The 22,708-nt window shown below is 50.3% G+C and carries 13 protein-coding genes and 1 pseudogene; 5 read left to right on the forward strand and 9 right to left on the reverse strand.

Annotated elements, in window-relative coordinates:
* A pseudogene (locus tag HU824_RS15215) lies at nt 1-173 on the forward strand (site-specific integrase); the annotation flags it as partial.
* A gap of 438 nt (nt 174-611) precedes the next feature.
* Nucleotides 612-3,353 (forward strand): PL29 family lyase N-terminal domain-containing protein, encoded by a 2,742-nt coding sequence (locus tag HU824_RS15220; protein WP_176469276.1) that lies wholly within the window; start codon nt 612-614, stop codon nt 3,351-3,353.
* Between the two features lie 504 nt (nt 3,354-3,857).
* On the opposite strand, the gene HU824_RS15225 is transcribed toward HU824_RS15220, so the two are convergent.
* Nucleotides 3,858-4,418, reverse strand: a complete 561-nt coding sequence (locus tag HU824_RS15225; protein WP_136010834.1) for a porin family protein — start codon at nt 4,416-4,418, stop codon at nt 3,858-3,860.
* 451 nt (nt 4,419-4,869) lie between these two features.
* Here HU824_RS15225 and HU824_RS15230 point away from each other — a divergent pair, with 451 nt between their 5' ends.
* From HU824_RS15230 to HU824_RS15240, 3 genes are read left to right on the forward strand one after another with little or no spacing between them, the layout of a single operon-like run.
* Nucleotides 4,870-6,990: an alpha-N-acetylglucosaminidase gene (locus tag HU824_RS15230; RefSeq protein WP_176469289.1), complete on the forward strand. Its 2,121-nt coding sequence runs from the start codon at nt 4,870-4,872 to the stop codon at nt 6,988-6,990.
* Nucleotides 6,991-7,015: 25 nt separating this feature from the next.
* Nucleotides 7,016-8,812 (forward strand): right-handed parallel beta-helix repeat-containing protein, encoded by a 1,797-nt coding sequence (locus HU824_RS15235; protein ID WP_176469277.1) that lies wholly within the window; start codon nt 7,016-7,018, stop codon nt 8,810-8,812.
* Between the two features lie 21 nt (nt 8,813-8,833).
* Nucleotides 8,834-9,331: a GNAT family N-acetyltransferase gene (locus HU824_RS15240; RefSeq protein ID WP_176469278.1), complete on the forward strand. Its 498-nt coding sequence runs from the start codon at nt 8,834-8,836 to the stop codon at nt 9,329-9,331.
* Between the two features lie 113 nt (nt 9,332-9,444).
* On the opposite strand, the gene HU824_RS15245 is transcribed toward HU824_RS15240, so the two are convergent.
* From HU824_RS15245 to HU824_RS15280, 8 genes are all read right to left on the reverse strand, one after another.
* Nucleotides 9,445-11,883, reverse strand: a complete 2,439-nt coding sequence (locus HU824_RS15245; protein WP_176469290.1) for a DEAD/DEAH box helicase — start codon at nt 11,881-11,883, stop codon at nt 9,445-9,447.
* A gap of 128 nt (nt 11,884-12,011) precedes the next feature.
* Nucleotides 12,012-12,233: a DUF2795 domain-containing protein gene (locus tag HU824_RS15250; protein ID WP_002558131.1), complete on the reverse strand. Its 222-nt coding sequence runs from the start codon at nt 12,231-12,233 to the stop codon at nt 12,012-12,014.
* A 70-nt stretch (nt 12,234-12,303) separates the two neighbouring features.
* Entirely contained in the window at nt 12,304-12,858 is a 555-nt protein-coding gene (locus HU824_RS15255) for a cob(I)yrinic acid a,c-diamide adenosyltransferase (protein ID WP_176469279.1), read from the reverse strand.
* Nucleotides 12,859-12,907: 49 nt separating this feature from the next.
* The gene (locus HU824_RS15260; protein ID WP_176469280.1) at nt 12,908-13,540 is read right to left on the reverse strand and encodes a hypothetical protein; all 633 of its coding nucleotides are present in this window, start codon (nt 13,538-13,540) and stop codon (nt 12,908-12,910) included.
* A gap of 4 nt (nt 13,541-13,544) precedes the next feature.
* On the reverse strand, nt 13,545-15,041 hold the full coding sequence (gene bas-suc, locus HU824_RS15265; RefSeq protein WP_176469281.1) for a 3-succinylated cholic acid synthase: 1,497 nt from the start codon (nt 15,039-15,041) through the stop codon (nt 13,545-13,547).
* A gap of 179 nt (nt 15,042-15,220) precedes the next feature.
* Nucleotides 15,221-17,683 carry a glycoside hydrolase N-terminal domain-containing protein gene (locus HU824_RS15270; protein WP_176469282.1) on the reverse strand — a complete coding sequence of 821 codons (2,463 nt, stop codon included), beginning with the start codon at nt 17,681-17,683 and terminating at the stop codon, nt 15,221-15,223.
* Nucleotides 17,684-17,687: 4 nt separating this feature from the next.
* Entirely contained in the window at nt 17,688-19,901 is a 2,214-nt protein-coding gene (locus HU824_RS15275) for a glycoside hydrolase family 3 C-terminal domain-containing protein (RefSeq protein WP_176469283.1), read from the reverse strand.
* Between the two features lie 98 nt (nt 19,902-19,999).
* Nucleotides 20,000-22,582 (reverse strand): glycoside hydrolase family 2 TIM barrel-domain containing protein, encoded by a 2,583-nt coding sequence (locus tag HU824_RS15280; protein ID WP_176469284.1) that lies wholly within the window; start codon nt 22,580-22,582, stop codon nt 20,000-20,002.
* Nucleotides 22,583-22,708 lie beyond the last annotated feature (126 nt).

The following is a 22,708-nucleotide window of genomic DNA, read 5'->3' on the forward strand; positions in this document are numbered from 1 at the left end:
GGGCCACAATGGCTTACCACTGCGAGATACATCCCGGAATCATATCCGAAGCCATGGGACACTCCTCCATCACGGTGACGGAAACCTATCTGAAGCCTTTCAGCAACAGGAAGATTGACGAGGCCAACCAGAGGGTAATTTCTTTTGTAAGAAGCGGAGCGTGTACTGTATAAAAGACGTTACTTCTTTTGATAGGATAGAATAGATCTGTCGCACATTTTCCGGAATCTTCAAACAGTGGTTTGAGGAACGGAGAGGTGTGGCCCTTAAGGAGCCCCCATCTAATCTGTCAACAGGCTGTCATTCAGTATCTTGAACCAAAGGACATGCGCTTTCATTCTCTGGAAGCCTCATTTCATCACTTTCCCACTGTCACTTTTCCCGACTTCCAATCCTCTTTCCGATATCCCAACGGACTGATTTTCACCATTCAGGACAAAACCCGCCTGTTCTCTCCTTGTCGACTGATTATTAATGAAATTAACAGGATTTCATTACCTGCGAAGTAACGGAATTTTTGGCAACAGAAGAAGCGTGCGAAAAAGGAATTCGAAATGGGAAATTATTCACTTTTTATTTTTTTAAATTTATAAATTTAAAGTTTTTCAATTATGAACAAAAAGTTTCTAAATGTGATTCTGTTCAGTGCCTTGATGGTAGGCTCGGCAGGAACATTTGTTTCTTGTAAGGACTATGATGATGACATCAATGGCTTGCAAGAGCAAATCGATGCAAACAAAAAACAGATTGATGACATCCTTGCCGCAATCAATGGCAAGAAGTTTATTGAAAGCTACACTCCTGTGGAAGGAGGTTACTTGCTGACTTTTGCCGGCGGCGAAACCTTGACTATCAAGAATGGCGCTCAGGGTGCTCAAGGCGAGAAAGGTGACCAAGGTCTTCAGGGTATTCAAGGCCCGAAGGGTGAAACCGGGGCTACAATCGTTCCGAAGTTCAAGGTGGATGCCGAAAACTACTGGATGATCAGTGTGGACGAAGGCGAAACCTATGAGTATGTATTGAACGATGCCGGTCAGAAAATCAAGGCAAAAGGCGCGGACGGTACTAACGTAGATGTTGAAGAAGTTGTCGGCAACTATGTGAAGGTAGACGAAGAAGGCTACATCTGCATTGGCGAATATAGAACTTCATTCAAATACAATGTGAATATTCCGTCCATGATCTACAATGAAAAGGATGGAACTATGCAGGTTACAATCGACGGCCAGTCGTATACCTTGCTGATGGAAGGTTCTGCTTTCAACGGCTTGCAAACTATCGTATACAGAAAACAAGCTGCAGATGACGCAAGAGATTACGCTGTAGCCTACCAATTGTATTATCCACAAGACAGAACAGATACGGATACTTTGTTTGCTGCAGTTCCTGCAAAGGCTTCTTTCAAAGTATATCCTTCTAAATTCTCAAAGAGCGATGCAGAACTCTTCTTCTCTGAAACTTATCAGACAAGAGCAGCAGAATTGCCGAAACTATCTGTTTTGGATTGGGATTTTGACAAGGAACAAGAAGGAGTTATTTGGGTAAAGATGGCTCCTGAAAATTTAGTTCCAAATTATGACTATGCTACTTCTTTGGATGTCAAGATGTACGGACAATATGTTTCTGCATCAGACTACTTCAATGTTAAATCAGAGCGAGTATCTACTAGAGACATACATAATGTCAGAGTAAATGCAGAAAAAGAAATAAAGATCTCTTTTTTCCAGAACAGCCAAGCCACTCATAATGTTGGTTCATTTGATTATAAAGCGACTTATAATCTGAATGATTCTATCAATGCAGCATTAGGCAATAACTTAAATGTTTTATTGGCTGATGCAGACATTCAATACGAACAGAAGTTTGAATTGATTGATGAGAACGCAGACATGGATTTGTGGGGTGTAACAATCAAGAAAGGTATCTTTGATGCAGAAAAGGTTGCCAAAGAAGGTATCCTGGCCGTTAAGGAAGAGTTGCAGCCGTCAGCTATCGATGAGTATGCCGTAGTTAAGGTTACTACTACCGTTAAGTCACAGGTTAAGGATGTACACGATTTGGTTATTTACAACTATGTACTTGTACAAGCTAAACGTCCTGAAGTAGAACAAAGTGTTGAGACTATCCAGTTGTCTCCGCTGGGCGATGCTACATTCAATTTGGGCTATAAGACAAGCACACAGATTGTGAAGCTGGATGTTCGTGCATTCGAAACTGCTATCGGTGGCCGTGACATTCTGACTCGCGATTTTGGTTCTAGCATCGTTTGGCCTCTGTACAAAGCTCAGTACAATGAATCAAAAGAATTGACTGGATATGAGCAAGCATTCAACAGCATTGAGAATTATCCTGCTGTGACAAGATGGTCTGTAGATGTTCCTGTCAATGCAGACGAAGCATTCGTATGGTTCAAGAAAGCTCAGGGCAATGCAACCGACTCATTGTTCTTGTTCATCGGTCCTAAGACTAAAGTTGAGAAGAATACGTTCTATCTAATGTGGAGAAATGTTAGACACAATGGAATTTACACTCCGTATGCCGTAGAAAACCGGATTGATAACAAGTTCTTCATCACTACTATCAATGACCTTGCCGTGACTCGCAGCTTCGATGCTACTGTTAAAGAAGAATACAGCGCACAAACCATCATCGGTAAGTGGAATGCTGACAAGACCAAATATACTCTGGAATCTAACAGCTTCTCTGATATGTACATTATCAAACCGGCTGACGCAGTTGCCAAGTATAATCTGGATGCCAACAAGCAGAATGCTTATGTGAAAGAACTGATGAACAAGGGTCAGCTTACATTTAACAATAACACTTACACCGTTAAGTTTGAGCCGAGCGTAGACGTAGCCAAGGTTAAGGAACTGAAGATTGACATTTATGATACTGAAGTTCATAAAGACAATTTCTACAGAACCGACACATGGACAGTGAAGAGCCCGCTGCAAGACTTCAAGAATACTGCAAACTTGGGCAAGCATTACGATCCTACTTTGGCCAAGGGTACAGTCATCAAGTTCCAGGAACTCGCTGCAACTGCATGGAAAAACCTGGTACTGAAAGATTATATCGATCAGACTATTGTCAGCTACAAGAACAAGCAATTGACAGAAGCAGCCAATGCAGCAGGACTGTATAGAACTAAAGACACATCTACCGGTCTGAAGTTCACGACTAACACCGAAGGCTGGACTATCAATGAAAACAATGAACTTGTATGCAACATTGACCCGACCGGTACAGTTTATACCAAGACTGTAACAGTGACAGTATCTTACAAGCACGACTGGGGCACAACATCATTCAACTTCACAATCGAAGTTATCAGAGACGTTAAACCCTAATTGACGGACAACGTACCTTCCACAATAGTGGAAGGACACTTATAAGGCGAGGCCATCTCAACATAAAAGTTGAGATGGCCTCTCTTTTTCAGCTTCCCTAAGATACAAAAAACAGGTTTTCACCTCCTCACAAGCTTCACCCTTCAAGCTTTCTCCCTATCCCACAGTCACTTCCGGTGAAACTTCTTTCCTCTTCACCTAATGCTCAGGGCTGTTTCATCTAAGGAAGCAAAGAGAGTGGTGCTGATGTATTCATTAGCGTGCTCATGCAGACTCCACATATAAGTGACCGACCCGGGTTGTTCAATCGAACGACACCGGTTGTTCAATCGAACGACACCGGTTGTTCAATCGAACGACACTGGTTGTTCAATCGAACGACCGTAGTCGTTCACTTGTAAAAAGACGGCTCCGGCCGAAATACGTAAGGCTATTTACACAATACACCCGGCTGTTTCATAGCGGAACAACCGGGTGTATCATATACATATCACAGACTCTCTCTTAGAAGAGATAAGCCGCAGAAACCTGCCAAGTCTTGTTCTTGGCACCAAAAGCCTTACCGGCCTCCGTCCACGTAAACGAGTCGCCCATTGGCAGCTGATAGGTAACCCCGAGCTGGAGATGCTTCAGCAGCTTCACGCCGGCTCCCAAGTTAAGCGCCACCTGCGACTTCTTGCGGTCGATGTTGTCTTTCTTCTTGAAATCGAAGAAGAAATCGGGACCGGCAGCCACATAGATTCCCAACAGGCTACCCAGCCCGATGGTATACTTCAGGTTGACGGGTACTTCCATACCGGTCTGCTTCACTTCGTCCTTGCCGCGCTGGGAGAAGAGCAAGGCACCGTCGATGCCCAGACCTACAATGGGGATGGTCAATTCGGCCATCGGACCGATGAAGAAACCGGCGGAATTGTCCTTGTTTCCCTTATATCCGCCATCCCAGTCAATCTTCGTCATATTCACACCGCCTTTGACACCCCACTTCAACAGTTGGGCCTGTGCGGGCATAGCCATGAACATACAGCACGCGGCTATCACGAAAGCACTAAAAAACTTTTTCATAATTCATTGTGTTTAATATTATGGGACAAATATATGCAAAATCCTCCTAAAGGAACAATATCCACAAAAAATTGTTCGACAGCAGCGCACGGCTCGTTCATTTAGAGGAGTTAGAAGAAGTTATCTCCCTTCGGGCTCAGAAGTTAAAGGGAGTTATCAGCCGACAAGTCGGCTCAGGAGTTAAAGCCGATACTCCCGTGACTCCTTTAAACGAAAAAAAACGTACTCATAACCAGCAAAAAGATAGGAAGCATGTACTGTATTTCCATTAATTTTCCCATCTTTGCAGCATAAGCATTCATTTCTCCCTTAAACGACATCTATTATGAAAAGAAAAACAAACGGACGGAAAGAACCTCTCAACAGGCTCCGCAACAAGTGCCAAACAATTACAAAACGATTTTATATATGCTATATACTATTATTTTGCCTGCTCCCGGCCGTTTCGGGCATGTCGCCCGTTCAGGGTCTGCTGGAAAGAGTGGTACCGGGCTCTTCGGGCAAGTTCGTCATAGAACAGAAATCCATCGCCGGTGAAGATTTCTTTGAACTGGACCAACAGGGAGAAAAGGTAGTCATCCGCGGAAACAACCCAATCAGCATTGCCGTAGGGCTGAACTGGTACCTGAAGTATCATGCAGGCATCCATCTGTCGTGGAACAACATGGTTGCCAAGCTTCCCGATGCGCTGCCTCCCGTGCTGCACAGAGAAAGGCACGAAACGGCCTCCGCCTATCGTTATGACTTCAACTATTGTACCTTCTCTTATACCATGGCTTTTTGGGATTGGGCACGTTGGGAACAAGAGCTCGACTGGATGGCACTGCACGGCATCAATCTGTCGCTGGCCCTGGTGGGCACAGATGCCGTCTGGCGCAACGTACTTTTCAGGCTGGGATATTCCAAAGAAGAAGTTAACGGGTTCGTGGCTGGTCCCGCCTTCCAGGCCTGGTGGCTGATGAACAACCTGGAGGGATGGGGCGGACCGAACACCGACTCATGGTATGAAGGCCGCATCGCACTGCAAAAGAAAATCCTGAAACGCATGCGTGAGTATGGCATCCACCCCGTATTGCCGGGATATTCGGGCATGCTTCCCCACAATGCCAAGGAGAAACTGGGAGTGAACGTGGCCGACCCGGGCAAGTGGTGCGGCTACAACCGCCCGGCCTTCCTGCAACCCACCGACGCCCGTTTCCAGGAGATAGCCGACTTGTATTACAAAGAGATGAACCGCCTGTTCGGCAAAGCCGACTTCTACAGCATGGACCCGTTCCACGAAGGCGGCAACGTGGCGGGAGTGGACCTGGACGCCGCCGGAAAAGCCATCTGGCAGGCAATGAAAAAGAACAGCCGGAACGCCGCCTGGGTGATTCAGGCATGGGGTGCCAATCCGCGGTCTGCAATGATACGTAACCTGCCGGAAGGAGACATGCTGGTGCTGGACCTTTACTCCGAAAGCCGTCCGCAATGGGGCGACCCCGAATCGTCCTGGTATCGGAAGAACGGATTCGACGGGCACCGATGGCTCTATTGCATGCTGCTGAACTATGGCGGCAACGTGGGCCTGCACGGAAAGATGCAACACGTGATCGACGGATACTACAAAGCTGCCGGAAGCCCCTTCGGGAAGAGCCTGAAAGGAATAGGAATGACGATGGAAGGCTCGGAGAACAATCCCGTCATGTACGAGCTGCTTTGCGAACTGCCCTGGCGGTCGTCCGCATTCTCCAAGGACGAGTGGCTGAAGGGATACATAGCCGCCCGTTACGGCAAGTGCACACCACGGCTGTGGGAGGCGTGGGTGTTGCTGGGAAACTCCATATACAATTGCCCTCCGCGCTCTACCCAGCAAGGCACACACGAATCCATCTTCTGCACCCGCCCTTCGCTCGAAGCTTATCAGGCTTCCTCGTGGTCGGAAATGTCCGACTACTACCGCCCGCACGACGTGATTCGCGCCGCCGCCCTGCTGCTGGAAGAAGCCGAAGAGTTGAAGGGAAACAACAACTTCGAGTACGACCTGATTGACATCACCCGCCAGGCCGTGGCGGAAAAAGGACGTCTGATTTACAAAGTCATCCGGGCGGCCTACGAAGCACAAGACAAGCCGCTGCTCCGACAGGCTTCCGACCGTTTCCTCAGGCTACTTCTGCTGCAAGACCGCCTGCTTGCCACCCGTCCCGAATTCAAAGTAGGCAGCTGGATAGGACAAGCCCGCCGCCTGGGCGGCACACCGGCTGAAAAAGATTGGCTGGAGTGGAACGCCCGGGTACAAGTCACCACCTGGGGCAACCGCCAGGCTGCCGACGGGGGAGGCCTGCACGACTATGCCCATAAAGAGTGGAACGGCCTGCTGAAAGACTTCTACTACCTGCGCTGGAAAACCTGGCTCGACCGCCTGAACCTCCTGCCCGACCACGACCCCGCCGCCGACATAGACTATTATTCGCTGGAGGAACCCTGGACCTTGCAGCATGCCCCCTACCCTTCCGTCAAGGAAGGAGATTGCGTGGAAACAGCCAAAGCCGTGCAGCGCCTCTTGTCGGAAGAAACCGAAAATATCCGATAATCCTTAACCCAAACATACACTACAAATGAAATTGAACAAAATAGCATGCCTCTTACTCGTCGTGGCAAGCTGCCTGAGCTACCCGAACAGACTGAACAGTGCCGAACGTATCTATGACCTTGCCCGGATGGGGCTGAAACCCGACAGCCGGAAAAATGCCAGCCCCATACTGCAACGGGTCGTCAACCGCATCAAGGCCGAATGCAGTCCGGAAGACAGCATCGTACTGCGCTTTGCCAAGGGAAAGTATTTCTTCCATGAAGCAGGTGCCACTACCCGCACCTACTACATCTCCAATCACGACCAGACCAACCCCAAGAAAGTGGGGATTGAACTGGAAGGCTTCAGGCACTTTACGCTGGAAGGCAACGGCGCCGAACTCATCTTCCACGGACGGATGCTCCCATTGGCACTGCTCCACTCCGCCCACTGCACCCTGCGCAATTTCAGTATCGACTTTGCCAATCCGCACATCACCCAGATTCGAGTGACAGAGAACAACGCCGGGCAGGGCATCACGTTCATGCCCGCCCCATGGGTGAAGTGGCGCGTCTCCAAGGACTCGCTGTTCGAGGCCTACGGCGAGGGATGGCGTACACGCCCCACTTCGGGCATTGCCTTTGAAGAAGAAAAACGCCACATCGTCTACAACACCAGCGACCTCTACATGCAGACCAAAGGAGTGACCGCCACCCCGGCAGGCACCCTCACCGCCCCGCACTGGAAAGACAGCCGCCTCATACCGGGCACCGTGGTGGCCATGCGCACCTGGCACCGCCCCGCTCCCGGCATTTTTCTCCACCGGAACCTCAATACCGTGCTCGAGAATATAAAGGTGCATTATGCCGAAGGCATGGGACTGCTTGCCCAACTATGCGAGAACATCACCCTCGATGCTTTCGGCGTCTGCCTGAAAGGAGCGGACGACCCGCGCTACTTCACCACCCAGGCCGACGCCACCCACTTCTCGGGCTGCAAAGGAAAAATCATCTCCTGCAACGGCCTATACGAAGGAATGATGGACGATGCCATCAACGTGCACGGCACTTACCTGAAGGTGGTAAACCGGATTGACGACCATACCCTCGTCGGACGATACATGCACGACCAGTCGTGGGGATTTGAATGGGGAGAACCGGGCGACAGCATCCAGTTTATCCGTTCCGCCACCATGGACATAATAGGGAAAACCAACCGGATAACCGGCATTTCTCCCACAGACAGGCAGGAAACGGCGGGAGTACGCGAGTTCAGGATTACTTTCCGCGACCCCATCGACCCGCAAATCTGCGAACAAGAAGGCTACGGCATCGAAAACCTCACCTGGACACCCGAAGTGGAATTCAAAGGAAACATCATCCGCAACAACCGGGCACGGGGTGCCTTGTTCAGTACTCCGCAAAGGGTAATCGTAGAAAACAATCTGTTCGACCATACTTCGGGAACAGCCATCCTCCTGTGCGGCGATTGCAACGGATGGTACGAGACAGGAGCCTGCCGCAACGTCGTCATCCGCAAGAACCGCTTCGTCAATGCGCTGACCAGCCAGTTCCAGTTCACCAACGCCATCATCTCCATCTATCCCGAAATACCCGATTTGGAGGGACAGCGGCAATACTTCCACGGAGGCAAGGAAGGCAGCATCCTTATCGAAGAGAATGAATTCGACACCTTCGACGCCCCCATCCTCTATGCCAAATCGGTGGACGGACTGACATTCCGGCACAACATCCTCAAAAAGAACAACGAATACAAGCCTTTCCACTGGAACCGGAGCCGCTTCCTGCTGGAGAAGACAAACCGGGTGAAAATAATGGAATAACACCCCGAACGTGAAGAGCTTATGATAGAAATCAGAAAGACGCGACCTGCGGAAACAGAACTCCTGATGGACATCTTCGAGCAGGCAAAGCGCATCATGCGAAAAGACGGGAACATGAAACAATGGACGGGCAACTATCCCTCCCGCAAACTCGTCGCGACCGACATCGAACAAGGCAACAGCTACGTGTGCATTGACGACAACGGAGAAATCATCGGAACTTTTGCCTTCATCCGCGGAAACGACCCCACATATTCGCATATCTACGAAGGCGAATGGCTGGAAGACACGCTTCCATACGGCGTCATCCACCGGCTGGCAAGCACAGAACACAGCAAAGGAGTGGCCAACGCCTGCCTGCAATGGTGCTACGCGCAGATTCCCAATCTGCGTGCAGACACCCATCGCGACAATCACATCCTTCAGCATATACTGAAGAAGCACGGATTTCAATATTGCGGCATCATCTTCCTGGCCAATGGAGACGAACGGCTGGCGTACCAGAAAACAGAACAATAACTACTAAAAACATTTGGATATAGTTGCCGTCAAATTCCGTGACGCCGGCCATGACACAAAAGCGCCGCCAATCAGGACGATTGGCGGCGAGATGACACGTCTATTGGGGTTTACTACCATAAGGACGTAAATTTCTTTTTCAAGCTGTCCACTCCCATTCCCGTAAAATAATCTTCTATAAAGTTCCAGCGCTGTTCATCCGTCAGCTTGTCCGTCCCGAAGAAGAAGGAGAACAAGTCTATCTGCTCCTGGAATATCTGCTCGTTGGTGTCCAGAATCAGGTTGCGGTAATCGCCGCCGAACGCAAGCTCCTGCAGGATTCCGGGGTCATTGAAACGGACGAATACGCAAGGCGTGCCGCCGCCCTCCACGCTGAACGATAGGCAGTCGAGCATGGAAAGCAGATTAAGGAGCATGTTCAAATCGGAGAAAGGCGTGCAATAAAACAGCAGACGTTTTCCTTTATTGCCCACTATACGTTGGCCGAACAGTTTCTGATAGCGCGACAGAAGCAAATCAAAGCCTTTGGTCACGGTAAAGGAGAGTTCATTGGAATCCTTCTTTTTCACGCTGCTGATGTAGCTTACACTACGGCCTTCCTCCGTGCGGCTCTCGAGCAGGGAACCGATAAAGCGCTTGGCAGAGCGCACGTCCATGCCGTGCTCGGCAAAGACAGCCCGCAGCTCTTCTTCATCAAAACGTCCTTTCGACTTTATCAATGCCGTTTTCAGCATCGTCGTCAAGCTCTTGAACAAGGCATCCATCCGCTCACGGATGACAGCGGCATCTTCCTTCAACAGCACCTCATGCTTGCCTACGGACACGGCACGGGCACCTTCCCACAACGTTCCATTATTCAGTTTCTGCTTGAATTCCTTGTAGCCAAGCTCCGGGAAACGCTCTTCCCAAAGTGCTTCCAGACGTGCGACGTAAACCCCGTCCTCCCCTTCTACCTTTGTCAGATAGCCCCGGAATTCACGGGCAAAGACATCACCAGTCTTGTCCTGGACATATCCTTCGGTCAACAGATTCTTGGGGCTGATTTCAAGCAGATGCTTTCCATGACGCTGCATCAAGTCGTCTTCCAGCCAAAGCAAGGCGGTCTTGATGAGCTGTCCCAGCTCCGCTTCATATTCCAGCTTGTTCCTTGTACGCGGCAGCTTCACCACAAACTCGAAATCGGACAACGACACCATCATTTCCGGCTTCTCCCCTTTCATGCGATACACCTCCATGAGCTTTCTCAGGATAAGCACCAACTGCTCCTGGGCGATGTTCCCCGTCTGATGCAGACGCTTCATATAATAGAAGTCACGTTCATGGTAGTCGGTAGCGGCAATGCCGCGTATCTCCGCATCACGCGCGGCACGCCCTATCTCCTGGATATAGTCGACAAACGTACTGGATGGCGCTACATGGTACACGCGGTCTATGTCACTGATGTCCACTCCCATGCCAAAGGCTTTGGTGGCCACAATCAGTTTCTTGGTTCCTTCCTTGAACTCCTGCACAATGGCAGCTTTCTGTTCCTTCTCCTTCTTGCCATAATAGGAAGCCACCAGACGCCAGTCCGCAGGCTTCACCCACGTCTTCAGCCGCATGTCAATGCCACCGGCAAAAGGATAATAGAGCAATGACTTATGGCCGTCCAGGAAATCTTCGATACGCGCGGCAATCACGCGTTGCTTTGCCTTGTCGTATGTCTCTCCGGCTTCTATCTCCATCTGACGGATGTCAAAGCCTATATTCCGACGCTTCACCGTACCCACATAAAGCACGCAAGGCTCCATCTGCAGGGAACGGATGGTCTCGAATATCATGTCGTTGCCCCCTTTCGGATTCCAGACGGCCGTGGCCGTCAACGCAAACAACGGAAAACCATAGCCGAGCGTCTGTTTCAAAGCAGTCAGGTAGCGCCCCAGGAACCAATAGTCCACGCGGAACTCCTTGCCCCATGTTGTTACCGTATGCGCCTCGTCGACCACCACCAGACCGATGCGGCGTTCGCCTACAAAATGCTTGATGTCGTAAGAAAGAAGCAATTCCGGCGAGAGATAGAACAAATCAATCTCGCCCTCGCGCACCTGCCGGTAAACTTCCTTTTTCTGTTCCGGCGACAAATCGGACGAGGCGTATGCCACGCGCGTATACCCCAGCTCTTGCAGACTTTCCACCTGGTCTACAATCAACGCCTTCAAAGGAGAGACTACGATTGTAAGCAGATTATACTCCTTCCCCAGATAGATGGCAGGAAGCTGGAACAACAAGGATTTTCCGGAACCGGTAGGAGCGGTCAACAAAATATTATCTACCTGCGCTTCACCTTTCCAGGCTTTCTCAGCCTCCAGTATGACGTTCTCTATCAGCTGTCCCTGCGAAATGCAGAGTTTCTCTTTTCCTTTGAACAAGTTATCGTAAATCTCAAGATTACGAAACTGTTCGTAGCCGTAAGTCTCCTTCAAAATCGTGTTTACGGTTTCGCGGCAGTTTTCAGGCAGATGCCTTTCCTTCAAATCCGGTAACCGGCGTGTTGTTGCTTCTTGTACATCCATCATTATTATAGGGGGGTATTAAAAAAAAGAAGTAATTCTTCAACCATAGTTATCGGTTTTGGAATTACTTCTTCCTATGTTTCAAAATATTACCAGACATACCGGTAAGTTTTTTCTTTTAAAGCGTATCAATATTCCTCCTCGTTGAAGAAAAAGTCCTCTTTACTGGGATAATCGGGCCAAATATCTTCTATGCTTTCATAAATCTCGCCTTCATCTTCCATTTCCTGCAGATTCTCAATCACTTCAAGCGGAGCACCCGAACGCATGGCATAATCTATCAATTCATCCTTGGTTGCCGGCCAAGGGGCATCTTCCAATTTAGACGCCAATTCCAATGTCCAATACATAGTCTCTAGTATTAAAATGGTATATATTAAGTCCTACTTTTATTTTTTGGCAAAAGTATAACAATTTATTTCACATGCAACTATTATTCCAAAATATTTCATCTTTTTTGTCGTCTCGATTCATTTTACGAGAAAGGACGAACAAATAATCAGACAAACGATTCACGTAAGCCAGTAATTCCGAAGATATTTCCACTTGTTCGGCCAAAGCAAGAATCCGACGTTCGGCACGGCGGCAAACCGTACGGCAAACGTGACAGACTGACGCGCCGCGGCTTCCGCCGGGAAGAATAAAAGCTGAAAGAGAAGGCAAAAGGGCATCCAAACGGTCTATCTCCCGCTCCACCATTTCCACCTGCTCCCGGCTGATGACACTTGCCACTCTCAACTCCGTTTTCTCACGGTCGGTGGCCAGATGAGAGCCTACGGCAAAAAGCCTGTCCTGCACTTGCCGCAAAAAGTCTTTATCCTTCCCGTCAAGCAGGTATGTGATAAGAAGACCCAGATTGGAATTCAGTTCATCTACCGTACCGTATGCTTCGAGGCGGATATGCGTTTTGGATACACGGGTTCCGCCTACAAGAGAGGTGATTCCTTTATCTCCGGTTTTTGTATATATCTTCATTGAGTTATAAGTTATGAGTTGCTTGTAACCTTTAAACGCCTAAAGATAATCAAAAGTTGACAATGTAGTCTTGTTTTATCTTTGTTTTATCAAAGAATATGATACCAAGATCATAAAGGTCGAACGTAATACCTGCCCGTCCATCCTGCTTCATACGCTTCCAAAGGGCAAACATCTGCGGAGTGTAACGGATGCCTTCAATCACAAAGACAGACTTTCCTCCGGTACGGGCGGCACAGATACGGAAGACCTCCTCTACAAACCCGGGACGACGATAGTCGTGCAAATAAAGGAAATCGACGGGAACACCGCTCTCCAGAAAAAGTTCGGAAAGGTCGGAAGCCGAAGTATAATCCGCTCCCTCCTTCCCCGCTTTCAGATAGAGGGCGGAAGCGGCAAGCGTACCGGCATCCACGATGGTCTCCGGCTGGGCATAGTTTACCAGACGGAACAGAAGACGTTTCACTTTCTTCGATTCGTACTTCCAGAGCTTGTCTTTCTCCGATTCCTGTTGTTTCTGTGCCTCGACCAGCTCCTCATATTTATAATAAGCCGTAGTTTCGTAAATCACATGCGTAATCAGGTTAAAGGCAAAAGGAGAATGTACACCGTAGCCGCAACGGTGCCGGAAACGGTACAGCCATATAAAAGGCCGTTTTAGAGTAAGCAAAATACGATTCATTATTTTAATGTGCTAATGTCCCTTCGAAAGTCACCCCTTCACCCGAAGAATAGTTCTCCGTAACAGTCAGGAGTACCTTGTTATCCTCAAACCGGAGCGTAAGCCCAAGAGCGCTTATCCAGTTGACATAATGTACTTTCAGCCGCAAAGCATCAGATGACGTCCACGCATAACTGCCTGCCACTTGGAAAGGGCCTTCTATACCCTTAAAACGCCCCTTTGCGGCAACCGAATACGGAGGATAGCCATCACTTGCCGCCTTCAGCCATTGCTTATAGCCAAACGGAAGATCGTAGGTCTTTCCGTCTTTCTCCACCACATTCATCACCACTTCTTTCTGCTTGAATTGCAGTCCGATGGATTGCCATCCGTATTTGTTCTCTCCGAGCAGGATGCGCTTGCCCGCGTATTTCTGCGAAAGGGAGGAAGCCGCCTTTCCCTGCACCAACGGCAGTTGACAAGAACTCTGCTTCTTCTGCAGGCGCCTGTAGTCCTTGCCGGGCAGCAATGCCTGCTCCCCGGCCTCCGGCAACAAGCGGTTCCAGACCAGACGCCGCTGCCGACGGCCATCTATCAACGTGCATTCGGTAATGACTACCACCATATCCTTGTCAGGAACAATCAGAATGTATTGCCCCAAAGCTCCGTCAGCACGCACAGCACCCGGATATTCGCAAAGCCACATCTGATAGCCATAATCTCCTATCTGCCTGGTCATCATCTGCTCCACCCAGGAAGCCGGGAGCAGCTGCTTGCCTTCCCATACACCGCGGTTCAGCAGCAGCAAGCCGAATTTAGCCAACGACTCGCTCTGGATATGCACCCCCCAGCCACCGGTATTGATGCCTTCGGGGCTCATCTCCCACGCAATGTCCGTGATATGCATCGGGGTGAAGAGCTTCTGTTTGAGATAATCCAGCAAGGTCATGCCCGTCACCTTCTGTACAATGGCAGAAAGCATGTAACTGCAAATCGAATCATATTCAAACTTCTTGCCCGGAGTCTTCACCGGTTTGGCAAGGAAGGCACGTATCCAGTCGGGAGTGAGGTTGCGCATATTCCAGTCGGGAGTGATGCCCGATGTCATGGTAAGCAGGTCGCGGACAGTCATGTCTGCCAGATTAGCGGAAACCGAATCCGGAAGAAGCTCCGGGAAAAAGGCACCGACGCGGTCTGTCAAGCGCAAGCGGTTGTCCGCAATGGCAAGCCCCACGGCAGCCCCGACAAAGGTTTTGGAACAGGAATACATGGTATGGCGATATTCCGGCGCGAACGGAGCCGGATAGATTTCTCCGATGACCTTGCCATGACGCAGCACCACCACGCTGTGGATATCTGTTTCCGGCAATGCCATCAGGGAATCAAACAAGGCAGTGACAGCCTTGGAAGGGACTCCTTCTGCCTCGGGTGTGGAACGTGGCAACTCATTGACTTGTGCATGAACTGCCAACGCTCCCAGCAAGCCGAGAAACGAGAAGAAGAAACGTACTCCATCTTTCATAATTATCCAAGATATTTGTTCTACATGCGCTGCAAATGTACGGCATTCGGGCACGAAAGACAAATAACTTGATGATTTTGTCGGGGAACTATTTTTAGACAGAAGAACAAAAGAACATATTTTGCTTTATTTCTTTTGTTCTTCTGTCTAAAACATCTTCTATTCTTCTGTCCGAATCATCAGAAGAAATACACCGTCGCTTCTTCTCCCTTGTTCAAGTCCAGCGAGAATGCCGATTTCTTGTAAGTACGCGTGCGTCCTCCTATCTTCACCTCGGCACGGACAGCACCTGCGGGCATCTTTACTGTGAATTTACCCGGAACAAGAGCGGTAACAACAGCCCTCGTTGCCCGTCCATCCTTCCAGTCCAAGTCCATGGAAGCGCCGCCACGCACGCGCATTCCACGGAAGTTGCCGGTAGTCCAGCTGTCCGGCAGGGCAGGAAGCAGATGGATGAAGCCCTCATGGCTTTGCAACAGCATTTCGCCGACTCCCGCCGCACCACCGTAGTTGCCATCGATCTGGAAAGGCGGATGCGAACAGAACAAATTAGGGAAAGTACCGCTACCATGACCTCCCGTCGCAGCATTGACAGCAGGATGCAGCAAACTCTTGAAGAGTTTCCAGGCACGGTTTCCGTCGCCCAGACGAGCCCAGAAGTTTATCTTCCAAGCACGACTCCAACCGGTACCCCCGTCTCCACGACGGTTCAAGGTCATCCGGCAGGCTTCGGCAAGCTCGGGGGTAGCGTCCGGCGAAATCTGGTTTCCCGGATGCAGACCGTAGAGATGGGAAACATGGCGGTGGTGCACATCCACTTCCTTATAATCTTCCAGCCATTCCTGCAAGTATCCTTCCTTACCGATTTGCATGGGCGGGAACTTCTTCAAATCCGCCTCAAGCTTCGCCGCATAGTCCGCATCACAATCCAGCAGGCGGGCGGCGGCAATGACATTTGTATAAAGCTCGGTGAGCAGTTGCACATCCATAGTAGGCCCCATACAGATGCTGACAGGAGTCACGCTGTCACCCGGCACATAGAAACTGTTTTCCGGAGAAGAAGTGGGGGCAGTTACCAGCCAGCCATGAGAAGGCTCCTGCACGGTGGTAGAACTAAAGAACCGGGCAGCACCTTTCAATACGGGATAGATACGGCGCAGATAATCCTTATCCTGCGTATACAGATAGTGCTCCCACAAATGGGCACACAGCCAGGCACCACCGGTATTGGTGGCTCCCCAAGAGGGATGTTCACCGGGAGCAGTATAATTCCACACGTTAGTCATCATGTGGAGCACCCAGCCATCCGCCTCATCGCCATAGAAGGTACGCGCACTTGCCTCTCCCGAAGGGACAAGACGCTCCATCAGCGTTGTCAACGGTTGACAGAGTTCGGAAAGCCCGGCTTGCTCCAAGGGCCAGTGATTCATCTGGATATTGATGTTCGTATGATAATCTCCGTTCCAGGGAGTCGATACTCCCTTCGCCCAGAGTCCTTGCAGATTGGGCGGCAGACTGCCGGGGCGGGTACTGCTGATGAGCAGATAGCGTCCGTAGTTATAATACAGAGCAGCCAATGCCGGCGACTCCTGCCGTGTGAAGCGGAGGATGCGCTCATTCGTCGGAAGCGTATCATCCGCCGTGGCAGGAAGCGTCAAGGAAACACGGTCGTAAAGGGAACGGTGGGCAACGACATGGTCGGATAATTGAGAATGGAATATGGAGGAGGAAGAATTAGCCGGAGCGGTGAAAGGACGGAGCAGGCTGTCGCAGACTTCTGCATAGCGCTCGCCCGGGAAGTCGGTACCGGCAGCGGCATAGGAGGTAGCAGCAGAAAGTATCAGCCAGGCTTCCTGCCCGTTCTTCAAGCGGATGCCGTTTTCCGGGCAGACAGACGATTCACCACCGTTCTGCACAAGTTGCATGGCCACGCGGTATTTCATACCGTCCAAACCGGGCTTGCCGCTTTCCAGCATGCCGTCCATCACAAGGGTGTTCCCTTGGACAGTCACCGAACCATGTTCCGCACGGCTCAAGCGGGCGGAGAAGTTCAGAGCCCCCTCACGTCCGGCAACCAGATGAATCAGCATGACATCACGGTCACGGGAAACGAAATACTCACGACGGTAATCGACATCTCCCAGGCTGAAAGCCGTATATGCCACCGCATCGCGCAAGTTGAGCCAACGGCGATAGTGGTTTAATGGAGAATTGAGAATGGACAATGAAGAATTGTAGGTAAAGTCTATATCCAAATCACCCAGTACCTGATAGGTTCCATATCTCCCGTCAGTCTCCTGTTTCTTTGGAACGAAACTGCTGTACATCAACTCCTGCGCTTCGCGGTTCTTTCCCTCAAACAACAGTTGCCGGATGGCAGGCAGACTCTTCGAGGCATCCGGATTGCTATAATCCGCCTCCATTCCGCTCCATAATGATATTTCATTCAACACAATGTGCTCACGGAGAATGCCTCCGTCGGGCATCATTCCCAAGCGCCCGTTGCCCAAAGGAAGAGTTTCCTCCCAGATAGTGGCAGGCGACGTATAGTATAACTGATGATTACAACTGTCGGCAGGTGCATCGGCTGCACGAAGCAGCAACGGGGCTGCAAGCAAAAATAAAGTGGCAAATATTTTCATAAGGCTATTTCATTTCAAACGGAACCACACCACGGACATCGGCAGACGAAGCGCAAACGTATGCCTTGAACTTGCCCGGTTCGTACTTCCAGGCTGCGGAAGCCTCATCGTAGTACTTCAAATCATCCGGAGTAAGGGTGAAAGTCACGTTCTTCTCCTCACCCGGTGCCAAAGCAATCTTCGCAAAACGTTTCAACTCCTTTACAGGACGGAGTACACTACATTTATCATCGCCTACATATAGCTGTACAATCTCTTTTCCGGCAACGCTACCCGTATTCTTCACGGCAACTGTCACCGTCAGGGTACCGTCGGCAGTCATGGTCTTGGCAGAAAGCACCGGTTTGCCATATGTAAAGGTAGTATAGCTCAAACCATGACCAAAGGGAAAGAGGGCCGGAGTCTTCTTGGTATCGTGCCAACGATAGCCCACCAAAATATCTTCCTTATATTCCTGCTTGATGCTGTCGCCCGGATAACTGAGTTCATCAAAAGCATGTGCACCGCAATCAGTCAACTTGGCAGGGAAAGAGAAGGGCAACTTTCCACTTGGATTCACCGCACCACTCAGGATGTCAGCCAAAGACTTGCCACCCATGGAGCCTAAATACCAGCCTTGCACAATGGCAGGAACCCGGGATACCCACGGCATTTCCACCGCATTACCACTGAGAAGCACCAGAACCAAGTTCTTGTTTACCCCCAGCAAAGCTTCAACCAGTTCGTCCTGCCCGAAAGGCAAGCCGTATTCCAGACGGTCGCCACCCTCACAATCTTGGAAGTGGTTCTTGTTCAATCCGCCTACCAGCACCACCAAGTCTGCCTTTCTCGCCATTTCCACGGCCTCTGCGCGAAGCGAGTCTACCACATTCTGCGAAATTTCATCTGCACGACCGTACATCGGACGACCGGCGGCATAACCTTTCGCATAGGTTACCTTATCGCCATAAGCGGCACGCAAGCCATCCAGCGGAGATACCATATCCTTCACTTTCAGTTCGGAAGAACCTCCTCCCTGGTTCAGCAGGCGTACGGCATTGTCGCCCACCACCAGGATATTCTGATACTTGGCTGCATCAATCGGCAGCAACGGAGCACCTTTCTTTACCACCGGAGCATTCTTCAACAGCACAATGCCCTCATTGCCTATCTCGCGGGCAGCGGCATAATGCTCTTCCGTAGCTACCGAACCGTAGGGCTTCTGACGGTTCATCGCCGTACGGAATATCAGGCGAAGAATGCGGGAAGCCTTGTCGTCTATCGTAGACATCGGTACTTTGCCATCCTTCAACATGCGGAGGTAAGGGTTGGCAAGGTAATAATCATTATAGGTAAATGCACTTTCGGATGTCAAACCGTTGGTGTAAGACCCCATTTCAATATCCAGACCGTTGACGGCAGCCTCATAGGTGTCGTGTGCACCGCCCCAGTCGGTAATGACACAGCCGTCGAACTTCCAGTCGCCTTTCAGAATCTTGTTTAACGCAAAATCATTATGGCAGGCGTGCTGGCCGCGAATCTTATTATAAGCACCCATAATGCTCCAGACACCTCCCTCTTCTACAGCAGCCTTAAATGCCGGCAGATAGATTTCATATAAAGCACGGTCGCTAAGATTCACATCAATATGTCCGCGCCATAGTTCCTGGTTGTTCAGCGCATAGTGCTTGACACAAGCTGCCACTCCGTTCTTCTGCAATTCCTGGATGTAAGGTACGCACATCACACTGGCCAGATAAGGGTCCTCGCCCATATATTCAAAATTACGCCCGTTCATCGGAGTACGGTAGATATTGACGCCGGGACCCAGCAACACATCCTTTTCACGATAGCGCGCTTCCTCACCGATGACCTTGCCATACTTGGCAGACATGTCCGGATTCCAGGTAGCGGCCAGACAAGTCAAGGCCGGGAAAGCGGTAATGCTGTCATTGGTCCAGTTGGCATATCCCCAGTCGTTCCAGTTGATTTCGGCACGGACACCGTGAGGGCCGTCGCTCATCCAAAGCTCGGGAATGCCGAGCCGCGGAACACCCGCACTGCTGAATTTACTCTGCGCATGGCAAAGGGCTACCTTCTCTTCCAGCGTCATCCGGCTGAGTGCATCCTTTACACGTGCTTCAATAGGTTGTGCATCGTCCATATAGACCGGTGTTTGTGCAGACACGGTGCTGATGGAGCATGCCAATAATAGGGTTACAAAAAATTTATTCTTCATATCTTAATTGGTTAATATGGTAATGTGTTAATTGGCTACACTGTGCTCATACTATGCCATCGCGCCGCAAGTCATTGGCATATTGGCACATCAAATTATCATTTAACTTTAATCGTTGTCGTCGCCTTTTTCAGTCCATCAGCCGTAGCCGTCACCTTGACACCACCCGGTTCACCGTTGTTCTGCACTACTACCAGGCACTTTCCGTAGAAAGCCTTGCGATGATTGTCTTTGAACTTCTCCATAGAAATAGAGCTTCCATTGTCCACTCCGGCAATGAAGCCGGCACCTTCTACTGCAAAGGTCACATCGTTTTCGGCATTCGGACACAAATTCCCATCTTTATCCAAGATTTCGACGGTAATGAAACTCAAGTCTTTACCATCTGCCTGAATGGTGCTGCGGTCAGGAGTGAGACAAATCTGCGCAGGTTCGCCCGCTGTCCGAATCTCCTGCTCGGCCACGGTCTTTCCTTCCTTGCGGGAAACAGCCTTTACCGTACCCGGTTCATACTTCACGCGCCACATGACGTGGAAATCGTCTTTTCCCTTGCTACGCACCCCCTGCGACTTTCCATTCACGAAAAGCTCCACTTCGTCGGCATTATTATAATATGCCCACAGATCGACGTCCTGCCCCTCTGTCCAGTTCCAATGCGGGAAGAGGTGCAACACCACCTTGTCCGGACGCCAGTCGGACTGATACATGTAGTAAACATCCTTCGGGAAGCCAGCCAAGTCGATAATGCCAAAGTAAGAGCTGCGTGCCGGCCAACCGTAAGGAGTAGGCTCACCGATATAATCGAAACCCGTCCAGACGTATTGTCCGCTGATAAAGTCGTTGTTCTTCACATGACGCATAGTACCTTCGTGACGGTTGCCCCAAGGAACATGACAGTTATCGTAGGAGGAACAAGAGAACGAGGCATCATAGAAAGGCTTGTCCCAACGTTCGGGCCAGATGAACATCGAATCACTCGGCATCCGGTAATAACCGCGTGTCATCAGGCCGGAAACACTCTCCGTCACGATGAACGGCTTACCGGGGAAGTTCTCGGGAACACCTGCAAACCAGTCATCATGGTAGTTGAAGCCGATAATATCGAGCGCACCGGAACGGAACAGATGATTATTCGGGTTCGGCTCGTTGCAACCTGCCGTCACGGGGCGTGTGGCATCGAGCTCCCTCACCATATCCGCCAGCTTTTTTGTCAGCAATGAGTTGACGGACATTTCTCCGTCCTTTGCCAGCATATCCGCACTATGACCGAAGTTCAAGACCAGGTTGGCCTCTTCCAGGCTTAAGGTGTCGGCTTTGGCATCCGTCCACTGCTCCAGCACTTCGTTGCCGATGCTCCACATGAAGATGGAAGGATGATTGCGGTCACGCACGATAAGGTCAGTCAAATCGCGTTCGTGCCATTCGTTGAAATAGCGCGAATAGTCGTGGCGGGTCTTTTTCTTGCGCCACATATCAAATGTCTCGTCCATCACGATGAAGCCCATACGGTCGCAAAGGTCGAGCAGCTCCGGTGCAGGAGGGTTATGGGAACAACGGATTCCGTTGCAACCCATTTCTTTCAGAATCTCCAACTGGCGCTCTATGGCGCGCGTATTCACCGCAGCTCCCAGACAACCCAGGTCATGATGCATGCAGACACCGTTTATCTTCACCTGCTCACCATTCAGGACAAATCCTTTCTGTGCATCGAAGCGGAAAGTACGGATGCCGGTAGGAGTATAATAACGGTCGAGCACTTCGCCGGTCTGCTTATCCTTGAGAATGCTTTCCACCTTATACATGTAGGGCGTATCAATACTCCAGAGACGGGGATTCTTCAAACGTATCTCCTGCTCCACTTCCGCCGGAGCAAGGGGCGTCAACTGAGCTTCCGACACAGCCTCACCCACCACATTGCCGTTGGCATCCACTAACCGGGATTGCAGGACGACATCAGCCAAAGGAATAATTTCCGAATCGAATACAACATATGTACCGTCGGCCTGCTGCACGGAATCTTCCGTCTGTGTCTCTACATCGTACTGTAAACTGGTGCGTATCTTCAACCGGGCACTGTTCTTCGACACTTCTTCTGCCGTCACGTAGGTACCCCACTGTGCCACATGCACCGGATTCAGTTTCGTCAACCACACATTACGGTAGATGCCGCAACCGGAATACCAACGTGAATTGGGTTGTTCGGCGTTGTCTACACGGACAGCCAACACATTCTCTTCTCCCCACCTGATATAGGGAGTCAGGTCATAACTAAACGAGATGTACCCGTAAGGACGTGTTCCCAATTCATGTCCATTGATATAAACGGTGGAATTCATATAGACACCATCGAAATCTATGCGATAGCACTTACCCTCATCGGCCTTATCGGCAGTAAAAGTCTTGCGATACCAACCTATACCACCGGGCAGTGCACCTCCACCCGTCCCCGAAGGATTGTCTTTACTGAATTCTCCTTCGATGGCCCAATCGTGGGGCAAGTTCAGTTTCCGCCAGTCGGCGTCATTATAATCCGGACGGGATGCCGCCGTATCGTCTCCCAAGCGGAAGGCCCAGCCGGCAGTAAAATCCAAGCTGCGGTCATCACCGGCTACCTCTTTAGGAGCATTGCAACCGGCCAGCAGGAACAGCCCGATGGCCAAAAACAATATGATTCTATTCATGGTAATAAATATCTAAAAGATTATCGGGTGCCTATTCCTCTCTCACAGCTATTCGGAAGCAGGGAAGTGGCCGGCACCGAGAAACAACAAGACCGGCACCGGGAGGTTTTCTCTCTCTGGCACCGT

The sequence above is a fragment of the Bacteroides sp. L10-4 genome (assembly GCF_013373675.1).
GTDB classification, from domain to species: domain Bacteria; phylum Bacteroidota; class Bacteroidia; order Bacteroidales; family Bacteroidaceae; genus Bacteroides; species Bacteroides muris.

Coding starts and splice junctions, on each gene's coding strand:
- HU824_RS15220 (WP_176469276.1), top strand. CDS start 612: ATGAACAAAAAGTTTCTAAATGTGATTCTGTTCAGTGCCTTGATGGTA.
- HU824_RS15225 (WP_136010834.1), bottom strand. CDS start 4,418: ATGAAAAAGTTTTTTAGTGCTTTCGTGATAGCCGCGTGCTGTATGTTC.
- HU824_RS15230 (WP_176469289.1), top strand. CDS start 4,870: ATGTCGCCCGTTCAGGGTCTGCTGGAAAGAGTGGTACCGGGCTCTTCG.
- HU824_RS15235 (WP_176469277.1), top strand. CDS start 7,016: ATGAAATTGAACAAAATAGCATGCCTCTTACTCGTCGTGGCAAGCTGC.
- HU824_RS15240 (WP_176469278.1), top strand. CDS start 8,834: ATGATAGAAATCAGAAAGACGCGACCTGCGGAAACAGAACTCCTGATG.
- HU824_RS15245 (WP_176469290.1), bottom strand. CDS start 11,883: ATGGATGTACAAGAAGCAACAACACGCCGGTTACCGGATTTGAAGGAA.
- HU824_RS15250 (WP_002558131.1), bottom strand. CDS start 12,233: ATGTATTGGACATTGGAATTGGCGTCTAAATTGGAAGATGCCCCTTGG.
- HU824_RS15255 (WP_176469279.1), bottom strand. CDS start 12,858: ATGAAGATATATACAAAAACCGGAGATAAAGGAATCACCTCTCTTGTA.
- HU824_RS15260 (WP_176469280.1), bottom strand. CDS start 13,540: ATGAATCGTATTTTGCTTACTCTAAAACGGCCTTTTATATGGCTGTAC.
- bas-suc (WP_176469281.1), bottom strand. CDS start 15,041: ATGAAAGATGGAGTACGTTTCTTCTTCTCGTTTCTCGGCTTGCTGGGA.
- HU824_RS15270 (WP_176469282.1), bottom strand. CDS start 17,683: ATGAAAATATTTGCCACTTTATTTTTGCTTGCAGCCCCGTTGCTGCTT.
- HU824_RS15275 (WP_176469283.1), bottom strand. CDS start 19,901: ATGAAGAATAAATTTTTTGTAACCCTATTATTGGCATGCTCCATCAGC.
- HU824_RS15280 (WP_176469284.1), bottom strand. CDS start 22,582: ATGAATAGAATCATATTGTTTTTGGCCATCGGGCTGTTCCTGCTGGCC.